At 71.6% G+C, this 16204-nt stretch carries 12 protein-coding genes; all 12 read left to right on the top strand.

From position 1 onward, the window contains the following. The first annotated feature begins 1 nt into the window (after position 1). Positions 2–1936: an asparagine synthase (glutamine-hydrolyzing) gene (gene asnB, locus KN815_RS22855; RefSeq protein ID WP_216343803.1), complete on the top strand. Its 1935-nt coding sequence runs from the start codon at positions 2–4 to the stop codon at positions 1934–1936. A gap of 19 nt (positions 1937–1955) precedes the next feature. Beyond that, a complete protein-coding gene (locus KN815_RS22860; protein WP_216343804.1) occupies positions 1956–4154 on the top strand; it encodes a bi-domain-containing oxidoreductase in 2199 nt (732 codons plus the stop codon). Beyond that, positions 4151–6127 carry a heparinase II/III family protein gene (locus tag KN815_RS22865; RefSeq protein ID WP_216343805.1) on the top strand — a complete coding sequence of 659 codons (1977 nt, stop codon included), beginning with the start codon at positions 4151–4153 and terminating at the stop codon, positions 6125–6127. Before KN815_RS22860 ends, KN815_RS22865 begins: the two co-directional genes overlap by 4 nt. Positions 6128–6135: 8 nt before the next feature. Beyond that, positions 6136–7653, top strand: coding sequence for a right-handed parallel beta-helix repeat-containing protein (locus tag KN815_RS22870; RefSeq protein ID WP_216343806.1), 1518 nt, complete (start codon positions 6136–6138; stop codon positions 7651–7653). A gap of 1 nt (position 7654) precedes the next feature. Continuing rightward, positions 7655–8896: an O-antigen ligase family protein gene (locus KN815_RS22875; protein ID WP_216343807.1), complete on the top strand. Its 1242-nt coding sequence runs from the start codon at positions 7655–7657 to the stop codon at positions 8894–8896. Between the two features lie 2 nt (positions 8897–8898). After that, on the top strand, positions 8899–10116 hold the full coding sequence (locus tag KN815_RS22880; protein WP_216343808.1) for a glycosyltransferase: 1218 nt from the start codon (positions 8899–8901) through the stop codon (positions 10114–10116). Beyond that, complete coding sequence (locus KN815_RS22885; protein ID WP_216343809.1) at positions 10113–11348, top strand: class I SAM-dependent methyltransferase; 1236 nt, start codon at positions 10113–10115, stop codon at positions 11346–11348. The genes KN815_RS22880 and KN815_RS22885 overlap by 4 nt, the downstream gene beginning before the upstream one ends. 13 nt (positions 11349–11361) lie before the next feature. Beyond that, entirely contained in the window at positions 11362–12156 is a 795-nt protein-coding gene (locus KN815_RS22890) for a glycosyltransferase family protein (RefSeq protein ID WP_216343810.1), read from the top strand. Beyond that, positions 12153–12800, top strand: coding sequence for a PIG-L deacetylase family protein (locus KN815_RS22895; RefSeq protein ID WP_216343811.1), 648 nt, complete (start codon positions 12153–12155; stop codon positions 12798–12800). Before KN815_RS22890 ends, KN815_RS22895 begins: the two co-directional genes overlap by 4 nt. Before the next feature lie 3 nt (positions 12801–12803). Next, on the top strand, positions 12804–13829 hold the full coding sequence (locus KN815_RS22900; protein ID WP_216343812.1) for an NAD-dependent epimerase/dehydratase family protein: 1026 nt from the start codon (positions 12804–12806) through the stop codon (positions 13827–13829). After that, positions 13817–15100: a DUF4910 domain-containing protein gene (locus KN815_RS22905; RefSeq protein ID WP_216343813.1), complete on the top strand. Its 1284-nt coding sequence runs from the start codon at positions 13817–13819 to the stop codon at positions 15098–15100. The genes KN815_RS22900 and KN815_RS22905 overlap by 13 nt, the downstream gene beginning before the upstream one ends. Positions 15101–15105: 5 nt before the next feature. Further along, on the top strand, positions 15106–16204 hold a 1099-nt coding region (locus KN815_RS22910), incomplete at its 3' end, for an MATE family efflux transporter (protein WP_216343814.1).

Consider the following 16204-nt stretch of genomic DNA (forward strand, 5'->3'; position numbering starts at 1 on the left):
CATGTGTGGTATCGCAGGCACCTACCGATGGCCGGACGGGAAGGTCGTGACCGACCGGCTCACCGGCACCCTCGCCCACCGCGGTCCGGACGGGTCCGGCCGGTACAGCCACCCCGCCGGTGACGGCGAAGTGCACCTCGGCCACCGCCGGCTGGCCATCGTCGACCTGTCCGGGACCGGCGCCCAGCCGATGGTCTCGGACGGCCTCGCCCTGACGTACAACGGCGAGCTGTACAACGCGCCCGAGCTGCGTGCCGAACTGACGGCCGCCGGGGTGCGCTTCCGCGGTACCTCCGATACCGAGGTGCTGCTCGAAGCCTGGCGGCGCTGGGGCACGGACTGTCTGCCCCGGCTGCGCGGCATGTTCGCGTTCGGGATCTTCGACGAGCGCACCGGCGACCTGGTGCTCGCCCGCGACCAGCTCGGCATCAAGCCGCTGTTCCTGCTCCGGCGCGGTGCGGGCCTGGTGTTCGCCTCCGAGCTCAAGGCACTCGCCGCCGCCACCGGCGGGTCGCTGGAGGTGGACCATGCGGCGCTGGTGGCCTCGCTGCTGTACTACTGGGTGCCGGACTCACGGTGCGCGTTCCGCGAGGCGGAGAAGCTGCCGCCGGGGAACTGGCTGCGACTGCGGGCCGACGGCCGGGTGGAGCGCGGCCGGTTCTGGGACCTGAGGGACGTCGCCGCCGAGGGGCGGGAGCGGGCCCGCAGCGGTGACCTGCCGGACCTTGGAGCCATCGTCGAGGAGTCGACGCGGCGCCATCTGCTGTCCGACGTACCCGTGGCGACCTTCCTCTCCGGTGGTCTCGACTCCAGCTATCTGACCGCGCTGGCGGCCCGTCACCAGCCCGGAATCTCGGCCTACACGATCGGATTCCGCGCCGAGGACGCCAAGTTCGAGGCGATGCCCGACGACCTGCGCTACGCCCGGCGGGTGGCCGAGCGGTTCGGCGTCGATCTGCATGAGATCGAGATCGCGCCGAACGTGCTCGACCTGCTGCCGGAGATGACGTACCACCTGGACGAGCCGATCGGCGATCCGGCCGCGATCAACACCTTTCTGATCTGCTCGGCCGCCCGGGAGGCCGGGGTCAAGGTGATGCTCTCGGGGATGGGTGCCGACGAGCTGTTCGCCGGGTACCGCAAGCACCTGGCCAACCTGCTCGCGCTGCGCTACCAGCGCGTCCCGCGGCCGCTGCGGCGCGGGGTGTCCGCGGCCGTGGACCGGCTGCCGGTCGCCACGTCCCGCCGGGGGTACCGGTCGGTGCGCTTCGCGAAGCGGTTCCTCTCCTTCGCCGATCTGCCGGAGGAGACCGCGTTCCGGCGCAGCTACACCATGTACGACCAGGACGAGCTGCTCGCCCTGGTCGACCCGGACCTGGCCGGGACGGTCGAGGACGTGCTGACCGAACATGCGGACGTCTACCAGGACAATGACCTCGACGACTTCGTCAACCGCATGTGCCTGGGCGACGCCCGGATGTTCCTGCCGGGCCTGAACCTCGCGTACACGGACCGCTCCAGCATGGCCGCCTCGACCGAGGTGCGGGTGCCGTACGTGGACGTCGAGGTGGTCAGGGCGGCGTTCGCCGTGCCCGGCGATCGCAAGATCGTCGGACGGCAGGGCAAGGCCGTCCTCAAGGAGGCGGCCACCTCGATCCTGCCGCGGGAGATCGTGTACCGGCCCAAGGGCCTGTTCAGCGCCCCGCTGCGGGCCTGGATGAGCCGGGATCTGGCACCGCTGGTGCGCGAGGTGGTCACCGACGGGGTGCTCGTCCGGTCCGGGTTCCTGCGCCGCGACGCGCTGGCGCGGATGGTCGCCGAGGACGCCGCCGGACAGCGGGACTTCTCCAAACATCTGTGGCATGTGCTGACCCTCGAGTACTGGTATCGCGACGCGACCTCCGGGTCCGGCCAGAGCACTCGATCAACGGCTTAGGAATTTCGGAGGAGTTCGGGTGAAACAGGTTGTGCAGAACTACAAGAGCGGCGAGCTGGCGGTGCTCGATGTGCCGGTGCCGGGGTGCAAGCCGGGCGGTGTGCTGGTCCGCAGCGCCTACTCGCTGATCTCCACCGGGACCGAGCTGATGAAGGTGTCCGAGGCCGGCATGTCGATGCTGGGCAAGGCCCGCTCCCGGCCGGACCAGGTGGCCAAGGTCATGCAGAGCGTGGCCACCAACGGGGTGCCCGCCACCTACCGCAAGGTGATGGGCAAGCTGGACTCCTATACGCCGCTGGGCTACTCGCTGTGCGGGGTGGTCGAGCAGGTCGGCGCCGGGGTCGACGATGTGAAGGTCGGCGACCTGGTGGCCTGCGCCGGCAATGAGCACGCGTTGCACGCCGAGCTGAACTGGGTGCCGAAGAACCTCTACGCCCGGGTGCCGGACGGCCTGGCGCCGCGGCACGCGGCCTTCGGCACCGTCGGGTCGATCGCGATGCAGGGCGTGCGCCAGGGCGAGTCCCGGCTCGGCGAGGTGGCCCTGGTCATCGGCCTCGGGCTGATCGGGCAGTTGGTGGTGCAGCTCCTCGCCGCCTCGGGAGTCCGCGTCGTCGGGGCCGACCCCGACCCCGGGCGCTGCGAGCTCGCCGCGAGCCTGGGTGCTGTGGCCTGCGGCGATCCGGCGTCCGCGACCGTGGAGACCGCCGTCGCCGAGCTGACCGGCGGTCACGGCGTGGACCAGGTGTATCTGGCCGCCGGCGGCGGCAGCAACCAGCCCGTCGAGCTGGCCGCCCGGCTCTGCCGGGACCGCGGCCGGGTCGTCGACATCGGCAAGTGCCGCCTGGACCTGCCGTGGAACGCGTACTACGAGAAGGAGCTCGACGTCCGGTTCTCCCGCAGTTACGGCCCCGGTCGCTACGACCCGGAGTACGAGCTGGAGGGGCGGGACTACCCGATCGGCTATGTGCGCTGGACCGAGCGCCGCAACCTGGCGTGCTTCCTCGATCTCATCGCCCACGGCAGCGTCGACGTGGAGCCGTTGGTCTCCCACGTCGCCGACTTCGACGACGCCGTCGAGACGTACCAGCGCCTGAAGGACGGCGACCTGAAGGCCGTGGCCGTGCTGTTCCGGTATCCCGAACCCGCGCGGGAGACAGCGGAAGCCGCGGCTTTGGCGGTGGCCGTGCCCGCGGTGAAGCCACGCGGCGGTGTCGCGGCCACCCCGGCCCGGGCCATCTCGACGCCGGTGCGCCTCGCGTTCGTCGGCGCGGGAAACTACGCGACGTCGATGCTGCTGCCGCATCTGGCGCCGCGCGACGGAGTCGTGCTGTCGACCGTCGTCACCACGACGGCGCTGTCCGCGGCCAACGCGCAGCGGAAGTTCGGCTTCGCCGAGGCCACCACCGATCTCGACGCCGTGCTCGGCGACCCCTCCATCGACGCGGTGTTCGTGGTCACCCGGCACAGCTCACACGCCGAACTGACCCGAAAAGCACTGCTGGCCGGCAAGCCCGTGTTCGTGGAGAAGCCCCTGGCCCTCACCGAGGACGAACTGGCCGGGGTGCTCGCGGCGGTGGAGGAGTCCGGCAACGACCGGCTCCAGGTGGGCTTCAATCGCCGGTTCGCGCCGCTGCTCCAGGAGGCCAAGCGGCGGTTGGGCGCCCGGACCGGTCCGGCGAACCTCCGCTACCTGGTCAACGCGGGCCGCCTCGCGCACGGCAGTTGGTACCTCCAGCAGGGCACCGAGGGCTCGCGGTTCGCCGGGGAGGGCGGACACTTCATCGACACGGCGAGCTGGCTGCTCGATTCCGACCCGGTCTCGGTGTACGCGGTCGCCACGTCCGGCAACGAGGACCTCCAGATCGTGCTGCGCTACCCGGACGGGTCCACCGCCACCATCAGCTACGTCACCACCGGCCCGGCCGGTTTCCCCAAGGAGACGCTGGACCTGGTCGCCGATGGCAAGGCAATGCGGCTCGACGACTTCGTCCGTGCCACTGTCTACGACGGCGGCCGCAAGCGGTGGATCAGTTCGCGGCTGCCCAAGGCCCGGGACAAGGGCCAGTCCGCCGAGCTGGCCGCGTTCATCAAGGCCGTGCGGACCGGCGGGCCGATGCCGGTGCCGCTGGAGTCGCTGGTCGCCACCACGGCGGCCACCCTCGCCGTGCGGACCGGCCTGGCCGGCGGTGCGCCGGTGACGTTGGCGAGGGCGCGATGACCATGACCGCGAGCTGGTATCTGCGGCGGCTGTCCCGGATGGGACCGCGGGAGGTCGCGGGCCGGGCGGGCGACGCGGTGCGCAGGCGGCGGTGGCGGTCGGCGCGGCCGGACTGCCCGGGCGTGACCGGCGCCCGGTTCACCGCGGTACTGCCCGCCGGGACGATCGCCGCGGTGCCACCGGACGCCGCGAAACGTCTGATCGCCGAGGCGGACCGGCTGATGTACGGGCACGCCGAGTACTTCGGGGTGGTCCGCGACGACCTGGCCGACCCGGACTGGTGGTACGACCCGAAGACCGGGCGCCGGGCTCCGTGGGGCCATGCCTTCAACCTGCCGTACCGGAACGAGGACGCGGTCGGGGACATCAAGCAGATCTGGGAGCTGTCCCGGCATCAGTACCTCACCGTGCTCGCCGCCGCCTACGCGATCACCGGGGACGAGCGGTACGCCGAGCGGGTGGCCGCGCACCTGCGGTCGTGGTGGGCGGCCAATCCACCGCTGCGCGGTGTGCACTGGATCAGCGGCATCGAGCTGGGGATCCGGTTGCTGTCCTGGGTGTGGATTCGCCGGCTGCTCGACGGCTGGCCGGGCGCGGCCGGGCTGTTCGAGGGCAACCCGGTGGCGCTGAACCAGATCTGGCACCACCAGCGCTGGCTGGCCGCCTTCCCCAGCCGGGGATCCTCGGCCAACAACCACGTCATCGCCGAGGCCGCCGGGCAGTTCGCCGCGGCCTGCGCGTTCGGCTGGTTCCCCTCCTCGGCGCGCTGGCGGGCCGGTGCGCTGCGGTCGCTGGAGCGGCACCTGCGTGGCAACACCTTCGCCTCCGGCCTCAACCGCGAGCTGGCCACCGAGTATCACGGGCTGGTACTGGAGCTGGGCCTGGCCGCGGTGGCCGAGGCGGATGCCGCCCGCGTGCCGGTCCCCGCGTCCGTCCGGCTGGTGCTGCTGCGGATGACCGACGCGCTCGCGGCCGTCGTGGACAGCCACCTGCGTCCGCCGCGTCAGGGGGACGCGGACGACGGGCACGGTCTGGTCGTGGACGGCGCGGGCACCGACCGCTGGGCCTCGCTGCTGGCCACCGGGGACGCCGTGTTCGGCCGGCTCGCCTGGTGGCCGGAGGTGACCGGTACCGATGTGCGTACCCCGCTGCTGGCCGCGCTCATCCGGCCGTACTCGACCATCGCGGCCGCACCGGACGTGCTCCGCCCGCCGAGCCGGCCGGGCCACTTCGCCGACGCGGGGCTCACCATCCTGCGCGGTCCGGGAGAGATCTGGTGCCGCTGCGACGGCGGTCCGCACGGCTTCCTGTCCATCGCCGCGCATGCCCACGCGGACGCGCTGTCCGTGGAGGTCCGGCACGACGGGATCGATGTGCTCGCCGACCCGGGGACGTTCTGCTACCACGGGCAGCCCGAGTGGCGGCAGTACTTCCGGTCGACCCTCGGCCACAACACCCTGCAAGTGGACGGCGGTGACCAGTCCGTCTCCGGCGGCCCGTTCCTGTGGACCCGGCATGCCCGCAGCCGCGTCCTGACCGCGGACCCATCGGACACCTCCGACGCGGGGACGGCCCGCTGGTGTGCCGAGCACGACGGCTACCAGCGGTCCGTGCACCGCCGCCGGGTGGAACTGACCGCCGCGAGCCGGGAGTTGAGGGTGGTCGACGAGGTGCGCGGTCCGCGCCGGGACGTACGGCTGGCGTTCCACCTCGGCCCGGCGATCGCCGCGGACCTGGTGGTGAACCGGGCGGTGCTCACCTGGATCCGGGACGGCGAGGGGCGTTCCGCGGTGCTCGACCTGCCCGGGCAACTGTCCTGGCGGGCGCATCGCGGCGAGAGTGACCCGCCGCTGGGCTGGTACTCCGCCGGATTCGGGCGCAAGGAACCCGCCACCACGCTGGTCGGCACCGGCTTCGCCGACGGCACCGCGCTGTCGGGGGAGTTCACCACCGTGCTCAGGTTCCACGGCTAGGGGGGCGCGTGGGGATCAGGAGGCGGCACTGGGCGCTGGCTGCACCGCTGGTGCTGGCCCTGCTGGCGGCGACCGGCTGTGAGAGCACGCCGGGCGCCCGGGCCAGGCCGACCGCTGTGCCGGCCACGTCCGTGGCCCGGGTGTGCGCCAAGCCCGCGGCCGGGCCGGCGAAGGCGCCGGCGGGCGCGGTGACGGTCGACCCCGCGGTGGCCGGTGACCTGGCCGCGAAAACCAGAAGCAGCCCCCGGAACACCACGTTCTGGCTGCGCCCCGGCAAGCACAGGCTCGAGCCGGACCGCTACGCCCAGGTCATCCCCAAGGAGGGGGACCGCTACCTCGGTGCGCCGGGCGCGGTGCTCGACGGCGGGAAGAAGAACCAGTACGCGTTCGGCGGTACCGCCCGCGACGTCACCATCCGCTATCTGACCGTGCGGGGTTTCGTCGCGCCGCACGACGAGGGCGTGGTCAACCATGACTCGGCCGACGGATGGGTGATCGAGCACACGACGATCCGGAACAACTCGGGGGCCGGGCTGATGGCCGGTGCCCGCCAGCGGGTCCGCGCCAGTTGCCTGCGCGACAACGGCCAGTACGGCATGAACGCGTACAAGGCCAAGGGCCGGATCAGTGGTCTGGTGGTCGAGGGCAACGAGATCGTGGGCAACAACACCGGCGACTGGGAGCGGCGGCGGGAGGGCTGCGGCTGCACCGGGGGCATCAAGTTCTGGGCCGTCAACGGCGCCGACGTACGCGGCAACTGGGTGCACGACAACCGCGGAACAGGGTTGTGGGCGGACACCAACAACAACGACTTCCGCATCGAGAACAACCTGCTCGAGGCCAACGACGGTGCCGCGCTGATCTATGAGACCAGCTACAACGCGGTCATCCGGAAGAACACCATCCGGCGGAACAACTGGGTGGAGGGCCGCGGCTACGCCGTCCGCGGCGACACCTTCCCGTATCCGGCCATCTACCTGTCCGAGTCCGGCGGCGAACCACGGATCCGGGCCCGCACGGACAAGATCGACATCTACCGGAACGTGCTGGAGGACAACTGGTCGGGGATCACCCTGTGGGAAAACGCCGACCGGTTCTGCAACAGCCCGGCCAACACCTCATCCGGTGACTGCACGTTACTGGTGAAGAACACCCACCGGTGCGCACAGCCGGCGATCGCCACCGCACCGCTGTACGCCGACTGCCGGTGGAAGACCCAGCGGGTGGACATCCACCAGAACCGCTTCGTGCTGGAGAAGTCCGCCGTCGACTGCGCGGGGAAGTGCGACCGCATGGCGGTGCTGGCCAACTACGGCACCTATCCGGACTGGTCGCCGTACCAGGGTGAGCGGGTGGCCGAGGCGATCACCCGCAAGCAGCGCAACCGCTGGCACGACAACGTCTACCTCGGACCATGGAAATTCGTCGCCCACGACCCGAGCCGGACACTCGACACCTGGCAGTGGCAGGGCACCCCGTACCAGCAGGACGCGGGCAGCACCTTCCGCGCACGGGACGGTGGTTGAGATGAGCACCGGCCACGCGTCGCACACCCCGAAGACCGTCGGGACCGTCTGGGGGCTGCTGATCCTCAACACGCTCGGCTCCGCCGGGGCGAAGACCATCATCCCGCTGCCCCGCTCCCTCATCCAGATGGTCACCATGGGTGCGCTGGTCGCCGCGTTCGCGCTGGCGCTCGCGGTCAATCTCCGGCTGCGCATCCGGGCCAGCGCCTGCCTGCTCCTGCTCACCCTGCTGCTGGTGCCGAGCGTGATCGCCAGCGCGGACCTGGAGTCCGGGTTCGGTGCGCTGTTCCGCTGCACCCGGCTGGCTCTCTTCGTCGGCACGCTGTGGCTGCTCAGCCGCTGGTGGGACGGCGGCCCGGCCTTCGTCCGGCACCACATCCGGATGTACTTCGCGGTGCTCGGGTCGGTGGCCGCCGGGCTGGTCGTCTCACCGGGCGCGGCCCTGCCCGAGCTGTACGGCGGGCGGCTGGTCGGCGCGTTATGGCCGCTCACCCCGCCGCAGATCGGACAGTACGCCGCGGTGATCATCGGGCTCACCGTGCTGCTCCTGCTGGGCCGCCGGACCGACAGGGCAAGCGCCGCGGTGGTCATCGTGGCCTCATTCGTCCTGCTCGCGTTGACCCATACCCGGACGGCCACACTCGGCCTGTTCATCGGGCTGGCGTTGGCGATCGGCTCGCTCGTCCTGACCAGCGCCGCCGCCCGCCGGTTCTTCGCCTGGACGGTGCTGTGCGCCGCGGTGGCCGCGGTGGCGTTCGCCTCCGCGCTCCAGGCGTGGTTCCTGCGCGGACAGAGCAAGGAGAACTTCTCCAACCTCACCGGCCGGGCCAAGGTCTGGGACGCCCTGCTGGCCGCGCCCCGGTCGACCTCGGAGAAGTTGTTCGGCATGGGCCTGGGCGACAAGTCGTTCGGCGGGCTGCCGATCGACAACAGTTGGCTGGCCGTCTACCACGAGCAGGGTCTGATCGGCGTCACCCTCGTCTCGGCGATCATCATCGTGCTGGGCGGCGTCGCGTTGCTGCGGCCACCGTCGCTGGAGCGGGCCTGCGCGATCTTCCTGATCAGCTACTGCGCCATCGCGTCGTACACCGAGGCCGGGCTGGGCGACGCATCGCCGTATCTGCTCCATCTGGCCCTGGCCGCCTCGCTGTTGGCGGCACCCGTCGCGGCGACTCCCCTCGCGGCGCCCGAAGCCCCCCGACGGCACATCCCTCGCTGGGCCCGTAGATCGGAGGTTCCTTGAGCATGCACGGCCTTCACGTCCTGGTGGCGCACAACCGATACGCCTCGGCGCAGCCGAGCGGGGAGAACAAGGTCGTCGACCAGGAGGTGGCGCTGCTGCGCGCGGCCGGCCACCGGGTCGAGGTGTTCGAGCGGCGCAGCGACGACATCGCCGCCCGGTCCCTCCTCGGCAAGGCCAAGGTGCCGCTGCTGGTGCCATGGAACCCGGCGGTCCGCGCGGAGCTCACCGCCCGGCTGCGCGCCGAGCGGCCGGATGTGGTGCATATCCACAACGTCTTCCCGCTCCTGTCCCCCGCGGTGCTCGCCGCCTGCGCCGACGCCGGTGTGCCCGCCGTCGCCACGCTGCACAACTACACCCAGGTCTGCCCGCCCGGCACACTCCAGCGGGACGGCCGGCCGTGCACCGAGTGCGTCGGATCGGCGCCGCTGCCCGCCGTCCGGCACGGCTGCTACCGCGACTCCCGCCTCGCGACGGTGCCGCTCGCGGTCAGCCTGTCGGTCAACCGGCGGCGGTGGTGGTCCGGTGTGGAGCGGTTCTTCTGCATCTCCGCGGCGCAACGCGAGGTCCTGGTGCGGTCCGGTATGCCGGCCGAGCGGCTGGCGGTGAAGCACAACTTCATTCCGGAGCCGGGCAGTTGCCGGATAGGCGACGGAGAGCATCTGCTCTATCTCGGCCGGCTCGCGGAGGCCAAGGGGGTACGGCTGCTCATGGCCGCGTGGGACGAGATCACGGCGGGCGGCGGTGTGGGCGTCCCGCTCGTGATCGCCGGCACGGGGCCACTGGAGCGGGAGGTGACCGCCTGGGCGGCGGGCCGGGACGATGTGCGCTACGTCGGTCTGTTGGACCCGGCGGAGTGCCGAAAGGCCATCGCGCGGTCGGTCGCCGTGGTGGCTCCCTCGACGTGGCTGGAGGCGTTCGGCCTGGTGGTCGTGGAGGCGATGGCGGCCGGGGTCCCGGCCGTCGCCGCCGGTCACGGCGCCTTCGTCGAACTCGTCGAGGACGGGGTGACCGGGCTGCTGCACCGGCCGGGCGAGTCCGCCTCGCTCGCCTCCGGCATACGCCGGATCACGGCCGAGCCGGCCCTGGGCCGGGAGATGGGGCAGGCGGCCCGGCGCCGTTACGAACAGGGTTTCAGCCCGGCCGTCGGGCTGGAGCGCCTGGTGGAGGGGTACCGCACCGCGATCGCGGGTCGGACGGAATCAATGGGGGGCAGTAGATGACACGATGCCGACTCTGCGGCTCGGAAGCCATGGCGAGCGTCGTCGACCTTGGGGCGACGCCACCATGTGAGAGCTTTCTCGCCGCGGACCAACTGGATCAACCGGAGCCGGCGTACCCGCTGCACCTGCGGGTCTGCGCCGACTGCTGGCTGGCGCAGCTTCCGCCGCTGATCACGCCGGAGGAGACGTTCAAGGAGTACGCGTACTTCTCCTCCTACTCGACCTCCTGGGTGGAGCACGCGCGCACATTCGTCGCCGACGCCGCGGCGCGGCTTCCGCTCGGCCCCGACGCCTTCGTGGTCGAGGTGGCGAGCAACGACGGATACCTGCTCAGGCATGTGGTGGACCGCGGGATCCGCTGCCTCGGCATCGAGCCGTCGGTGAACGTCGGCGCCGCGGCGCGGGAGGCGGGGGTGCCCACGCTCACCGAGTTCCTGGACCCGGCCACCGGCTCGGGCGTCCGCGCCGACCACGGCCCGGCGGACCTGGTCGTGGCCAACAACGTGTACGCGCACATCCCCGACGTGGTCGGGTTCACCCGGGGGCTGCGCGCCCTGGTCGCCGACGACGGCTGGGTCTCCATCGAGGTGCAGCATCTGCTGACCCTGATCGAGGAGAACCAGTACGACACGATCTACCACGAGCACTTCCAGTACTACACGGTCGCATCCGCGATCCGGGCCCTGGCGAGCGGCGGACTCGCGCTCGTGGACGTCGAGTTGCTGCCCACGCACGGCGGCTCCATCCGGCTGTGGGCCCGGCCCGCCGAAGTGGCGGGCGAGCCGTCCCGGCGAGTGGCCGACGTGCTGGCCCGGGAGAAGGCCGCCGGGCTCCAGGAGCTGTCCGGGTACACCGAGTTCTCCGCCCGGGTTGCCAAGGTCCGCCGGGACCTGCTGCGGTTCCTCATCACAGCGGCCGAGCGCGGCGAGACGGTGGTCGGCTACGGCGCCCCGGGCAAGGGCAACACCCTGCTCAACCACTGCGGCATCCGGCCCGACCTGCTCGCGTACACGGTCGACCGCAACCCCTACAAGCACGGCAGGTTCACCCCGGGGACCCGTATCCCGATCCTGCCACCCGAGCGGATAGCCGCCGACCAGCCCGACTACGTCCTCGTCCTCCCGTGGAATCTGCGGGACGAGCTGATCGAGCAACTGTCCTTCATCCACGCCTGGGGCGGACGGCTGGTCTTCCCCATCCCGGAACTGAGCATTGTCGAGGTCGCGTCGTGAAAGAGGTCACAGCATGAAGGTCGTCCTGTTCTGCGGCGGTTACGGGATGCGGATGCGCAGCGGAGCCGCCGACGATATGCCCAAGCCGATGGCGATGGTCGGGCCGCGACCGCTGATCTGGCATGTCATGCGCTACTACGCGCACTTCGGGCACACGGAGTTCATCCTGTGTCTCGGGTACGGGGCTCATCACATCAAGGACTTCTTCCTCAACTACGAGGAGACGACGTCCAACGACTTCGTGCTGCGGGGCGGGCGGACCGAGCTGCTGTCCACCGACATAGCCGACTGGACGATCACCTTCGCGCAGACCGGTATCGAGTCCCCGATCGGGGAGCGGCTGCGCCGGGTGCGGCACCACCTGGACGGGGACGAGATGTTCCTCGCCAACTACGCCGATGTGCTCACCGACGCCCCGCTGCCGGAGATGATCGAGAACTTCGCCCGGCGCGACGCCGGGGCGTCGATGATGGTGGTCCCGCCGCAGTCCTCGTTCCACTGCGTGGACCTGGGCGAGGACGGCCTGGTGGGTGGCATCACCGCGGTGAGTGAACTGCCGCTGTGGGAGAACGGCGGCTACTTCGTGCTCCGCCAGGAGATCTTCGACCACATCCCGGAGAACGGGGATCTGGTCGCCGACGGATGCGCCCAACTGGCCAAGCACGGACGGCTGGTGGCGCATCAGCACCGCGGCTTCTGGAAGCCGACCGACACCGTGAAGGAGCGGGCCGGGCTGGACGCCGCCTACGCCCGGGGCGACCGGCCGTGGGCCGTATGGGAGCGGGACGGCGCGGGGGTCGGCGCATGATCCGGCTCGGGGCCGGGCCCCTGGACCGGATCGTCGCGGTGGGCGCGCACTGCGACGACATCGCCATCGGCGCCGGCGGCACACTGCTGACGCTGTGCGGCGCGCGACCGGGCATCCGTATCGACGCACTGGTGCTCTCCGGCGGCGGCACCGACCGGGAGCAGGAGGAGCGGGCCGCACTCGCCGCCTTCTGCCCGGGCGCCGACCTGCGGCTGACCGTGCTGGGGCTGCCGGACGGGCGGATGCCCGCGCACTGGGAAGAGGCCAAGGCCGCGGTCGAGGAGCTGCGCGCGCGGACCGAGCCGGAGCTGGTCCTCGCCCCGCGGACCGATGACGCGCATCAGGACCACCGCGGCCTGGCGCAACTGATGACCACCGCGTTCCGCGACCACCTGGTGCTCGGCTACGAGATCGTCAAGTGGGACGGCGATATCGGCCGTCCGGCGGCCTACCAGCCGCTGTCGCCAAAGATCGCCGAACAGAAGGTGCGGCTGCTTCAGGAGCACTACCCCTCGCAGCGGCACCGGCCCTGGTACGACCGGGAGGCATTCCTCGGCCTTGCCCGGATCCGCGGCATCGAATGCCACGCGCGCTACGCCGAGGCGTTCGCCGTCACCAAACTCACGCTCAATCTGGGGGGCTGAACCTTGCGCGTACTACTGACCGGACACCAGGGCTATCTGGGCACCGTGATGGCCCCGGTCCTTAACTCCGCCGGGCACGAGGTCGTCGGCCTCGACGCCGGCCTGTTCGCCGACTGTGTGCTGGGCGAGCCGCCCGCGGACCCGGCAGGGCACCGGGTGGACCTGCGCGACATCACGGCCGAACAGGTGGCCGGGGTCGATGCCGTGATCCACCTGGCCGCGCTGTCGAACGACCCGCTGGGCTCGCTGGCGCCGGAACTCACCTACGACATCAACCACCACGCGTCCGTACGGCTGGCCCGGCTGGCCCGGGACGCCGGGGTGCGGCGCTTCCTGTACGCGTCGACCTGCTCGGTCTACGGCGCCGCCGGCGGTGACGGGCTGGTGGCCGAGGACGCCCCGCTGCGCCCGGTGACGCCGTACGCGGAGTCCAAGGTGCGGGTGGAGGACGATCTGCACGCACTGGCCGACGGCGACTTCAGCCCGGTGTTCATGCGCAACGCCACCGCCTTCGGCTACTCGCCCCGGCTGCGCGCCGACATCGTGCTGAACAACCTGGTGGGCCACGCGCTCCTGTCCGGTGAGGTCCTGGTGCTCTCCGACGGCACCCCGTGGCGCCCGCTGGTACACGCCGCCGACATCGCACGGGCCTTCGCGGCCGCGCTGACCGCGCCGCGGGAAGCGGTGCACGACCGGGCGTTCAACATCGGCAGCGAGACCAACAATGTCACGGTCGCCGAGATCGCCGCGCAGGTCGCCGAGGCGGTGTCCGGCGCGAAGGTGGTGATCACCGGGGAGTCCGGTGCCGATCCGCGGTCCTACCGGGTGGACTTCGCGCGCTTCCGCGCCGCGATACCCGGCTTCGACTGCGAGTGGACGGTGAAGCGGGGCGCGCTCGAACTCGCCGACGCCTACCGGAAGTTCGGGCTGACCCGGGAGGACTTCGAGCAGCGCTTCACCCGGCTTGCCGTGCTGCGCGCAGCGTCCGACACCGGCACCGTCGACGGCACCCTGCGGTGGCGCCGATGACCTCGACCGGCGAAGAGATGCATGCGCTGGTGGAGCGGATGTACCCGCTCTGCCGCAGCATCACCGGCGACGGTGTGCGCGCCACCCTGGACATCGTCGGGGAGTACCTCCCGCTCCAGGTGCGCGAAGTGCCGACCGGGACGCAGGTGCTCGACTGGACGGTGCCGCAGGAGTGGAACATCCGGGACGCCTACATCGCCGACTCCACCGGCCACCGGGTCGTCGACTTCGCCGCGTCCAGCCTGCATGTGCTCGGCTACAGCGTGCCGGTGTCGACGACCATGCCGCTGGCCGAGCTGCGCCCGCATCTGCACACCCTGCCGGACCACCCGAGTTGGGTTCCGTACCGCACCAGCTACTACCAGCCGGAATGGGGGTTCTGCCTGGCCCAGGAGACCTTGGACGCGCTGCCGGACGGCGAGTACGAGGTACGCATCGACTCCACCCTCGAAGACGGCCACCTCACCTACGCCGAGCATGTGGTCCCCGGGCAGGTCCCGGACGAGGTGATCGTCTCCTGCCATGTCTGCCACCCGTCGCTGGCCAACGACAACCTGGCCGGCATCGCGGTGGCCACGTTCCTGGCCCGGGCGCTGGCGCGGGAAACGCCGTACTACACCTACCGGTTCATCTACGCGCCCGGCACCATCGGGGCGATCACCTGGCTGGCCCGCAACGCGGAGCGGATCGAGCACGTCAAGCACGGGCTGGTGCTGGCCTGCGCCGGCGACCCGGGCGGGCTGACGTACAAGCGGAGCAGGCGCGGCGACGCGGAGATCGACCGGGTGCTGCGGCATGTGCTGGCCACCTCCGAACGCCCGCACCGCGTCGAGGAGTTCACTCCGTACGGCTACGACGAACGGCAGTACTGCTCACCCGGGTTCGATCTCGGCGTGGGCTCGCTCACCCGGACTCCGTACGCCGGCTACCCCGAGTACCACACCTCGGCGGACAACCTGGACTTCGTCTCCCCGGAGGCGATGGCGGACACCCTCGCGGTCTGCCGCGAGGCGTTCGCCGTCCTCGACCGCAACCGGCGCTACCTCAACCTCAGCCCCTACGGCGAACCGCAACTGGGCCGGCGCGGGCTGTACGACGCGCTCGGCGGCCGCAGCGACACCAAGCAGGCCCAGATGGCCATGCTCTGGGTGCTCAACCTCTCCGACGGCGAGCACAGTCTGCTGGACGTCGCCGAGCGGTCCGGGCTCCCGTTCGCCACCGTCGCCGACGCGGCCGACGCGCTGCACGGCGCCGGGCTGATCAAGGCATGAGGCCGATGACCACCGAGGGGGAGAAGCCGCGGAAAGCGGCGCCACCGGCCCGGTCCGCCAAGCGGGCCCTCGTCGGCCGGCTGTCCTGGGGACTGGCCGACCAGGCGGCCTCCAGCGTGAGCAACTTCGTGGTGGGCATCTACGTGGCCCGCTCGCTGGGGGTGACCGCGTTCGGCGTGTTCAGCCTGGCCTGGGTGACCTACGGCGTGGTGCTCAACGTCTCCCGCGGCCTTGCCACCGACCCCCTCGTGGTGCGCTTCAGCGGCGTGCCGGAGGCGTCCTGGCGCGGGGCGGTGGCCAGGTCGACGGGTACCGCACTGGGCGTCGGCGCGGCCATCGGCGCGGTGTGCCTGGTGGCCGGGCTCGGCCTCGGCGGCCGGGTGGGGCCCGCGTTCGCCGCCCTCGGTGTCATGTTGCCGGGGCTGCTGCTCCAGGACGCCTGGCGGTTCGCGTTCTTCGCCGCCGGCACCGGGCGGAAGGCGTTCGTCAACGACGTGGTGTGGGGCGTCGCGCTCGTCCCGGCCATGGTGGTGGCGGCCCGGGTGGGCAGCGTGGCCGCGTTTCTGCTGGCCTGGGGCGCGTCCGCCACGGTGGCGGCGGCGTACGGCTACCTCCAGTCCGGCATCCGGCCCCGGCCGGCCGAGGCCCGCGGCTGGCTTCGCGAGCAGCGCGATCTCGGCTACCGGTACCTGGTCGAGAACGTCAGCCTCAGCGGCGCCAGCCAGGTGCGGGCGTACGGGCTCGGCGTGATCGTCGGGGTCGGCGCGGTGGGAGCGGTGCGGGGCGCCGAGCTCCTGCTCGGCCCGTTCCTGGCGGTGCTGATGGGGCTTTCGCTGGTCACCGTCCCGGAGGCGGCACGGGTGCTGCGGCAGGCCCCGCAGCAACTGGGCAGGTTCTGCTTCCTCCTCGGCGGGGGGCAGGCCGCCGGAGCGCTGCTCTGGGGCTCGGCACTGCTGCTGATGCCGGGCCGGCTCGGCGAGCTGGCGCTCGGCGGCGTCTGGCACTCCTCCTCGCAGCTCATCGCGCAGATCACCCTCAGCGTCGCGGGAGCGGGCCTCGGCACCGGCGCGGCGGCCGGGCTGCGCGCGCTCGGCGCGGCCCGGC

The organism is Streptomyces niphimycinicus, from assembly GCF_018883605.1.
GTDB classification, from domain to species: Bacteria; Actinomycetota; Actinomycetes; order Streptomycetales; family Streptomycetaceae; genus Streptomyces; species Streptomyces niphimycinicus.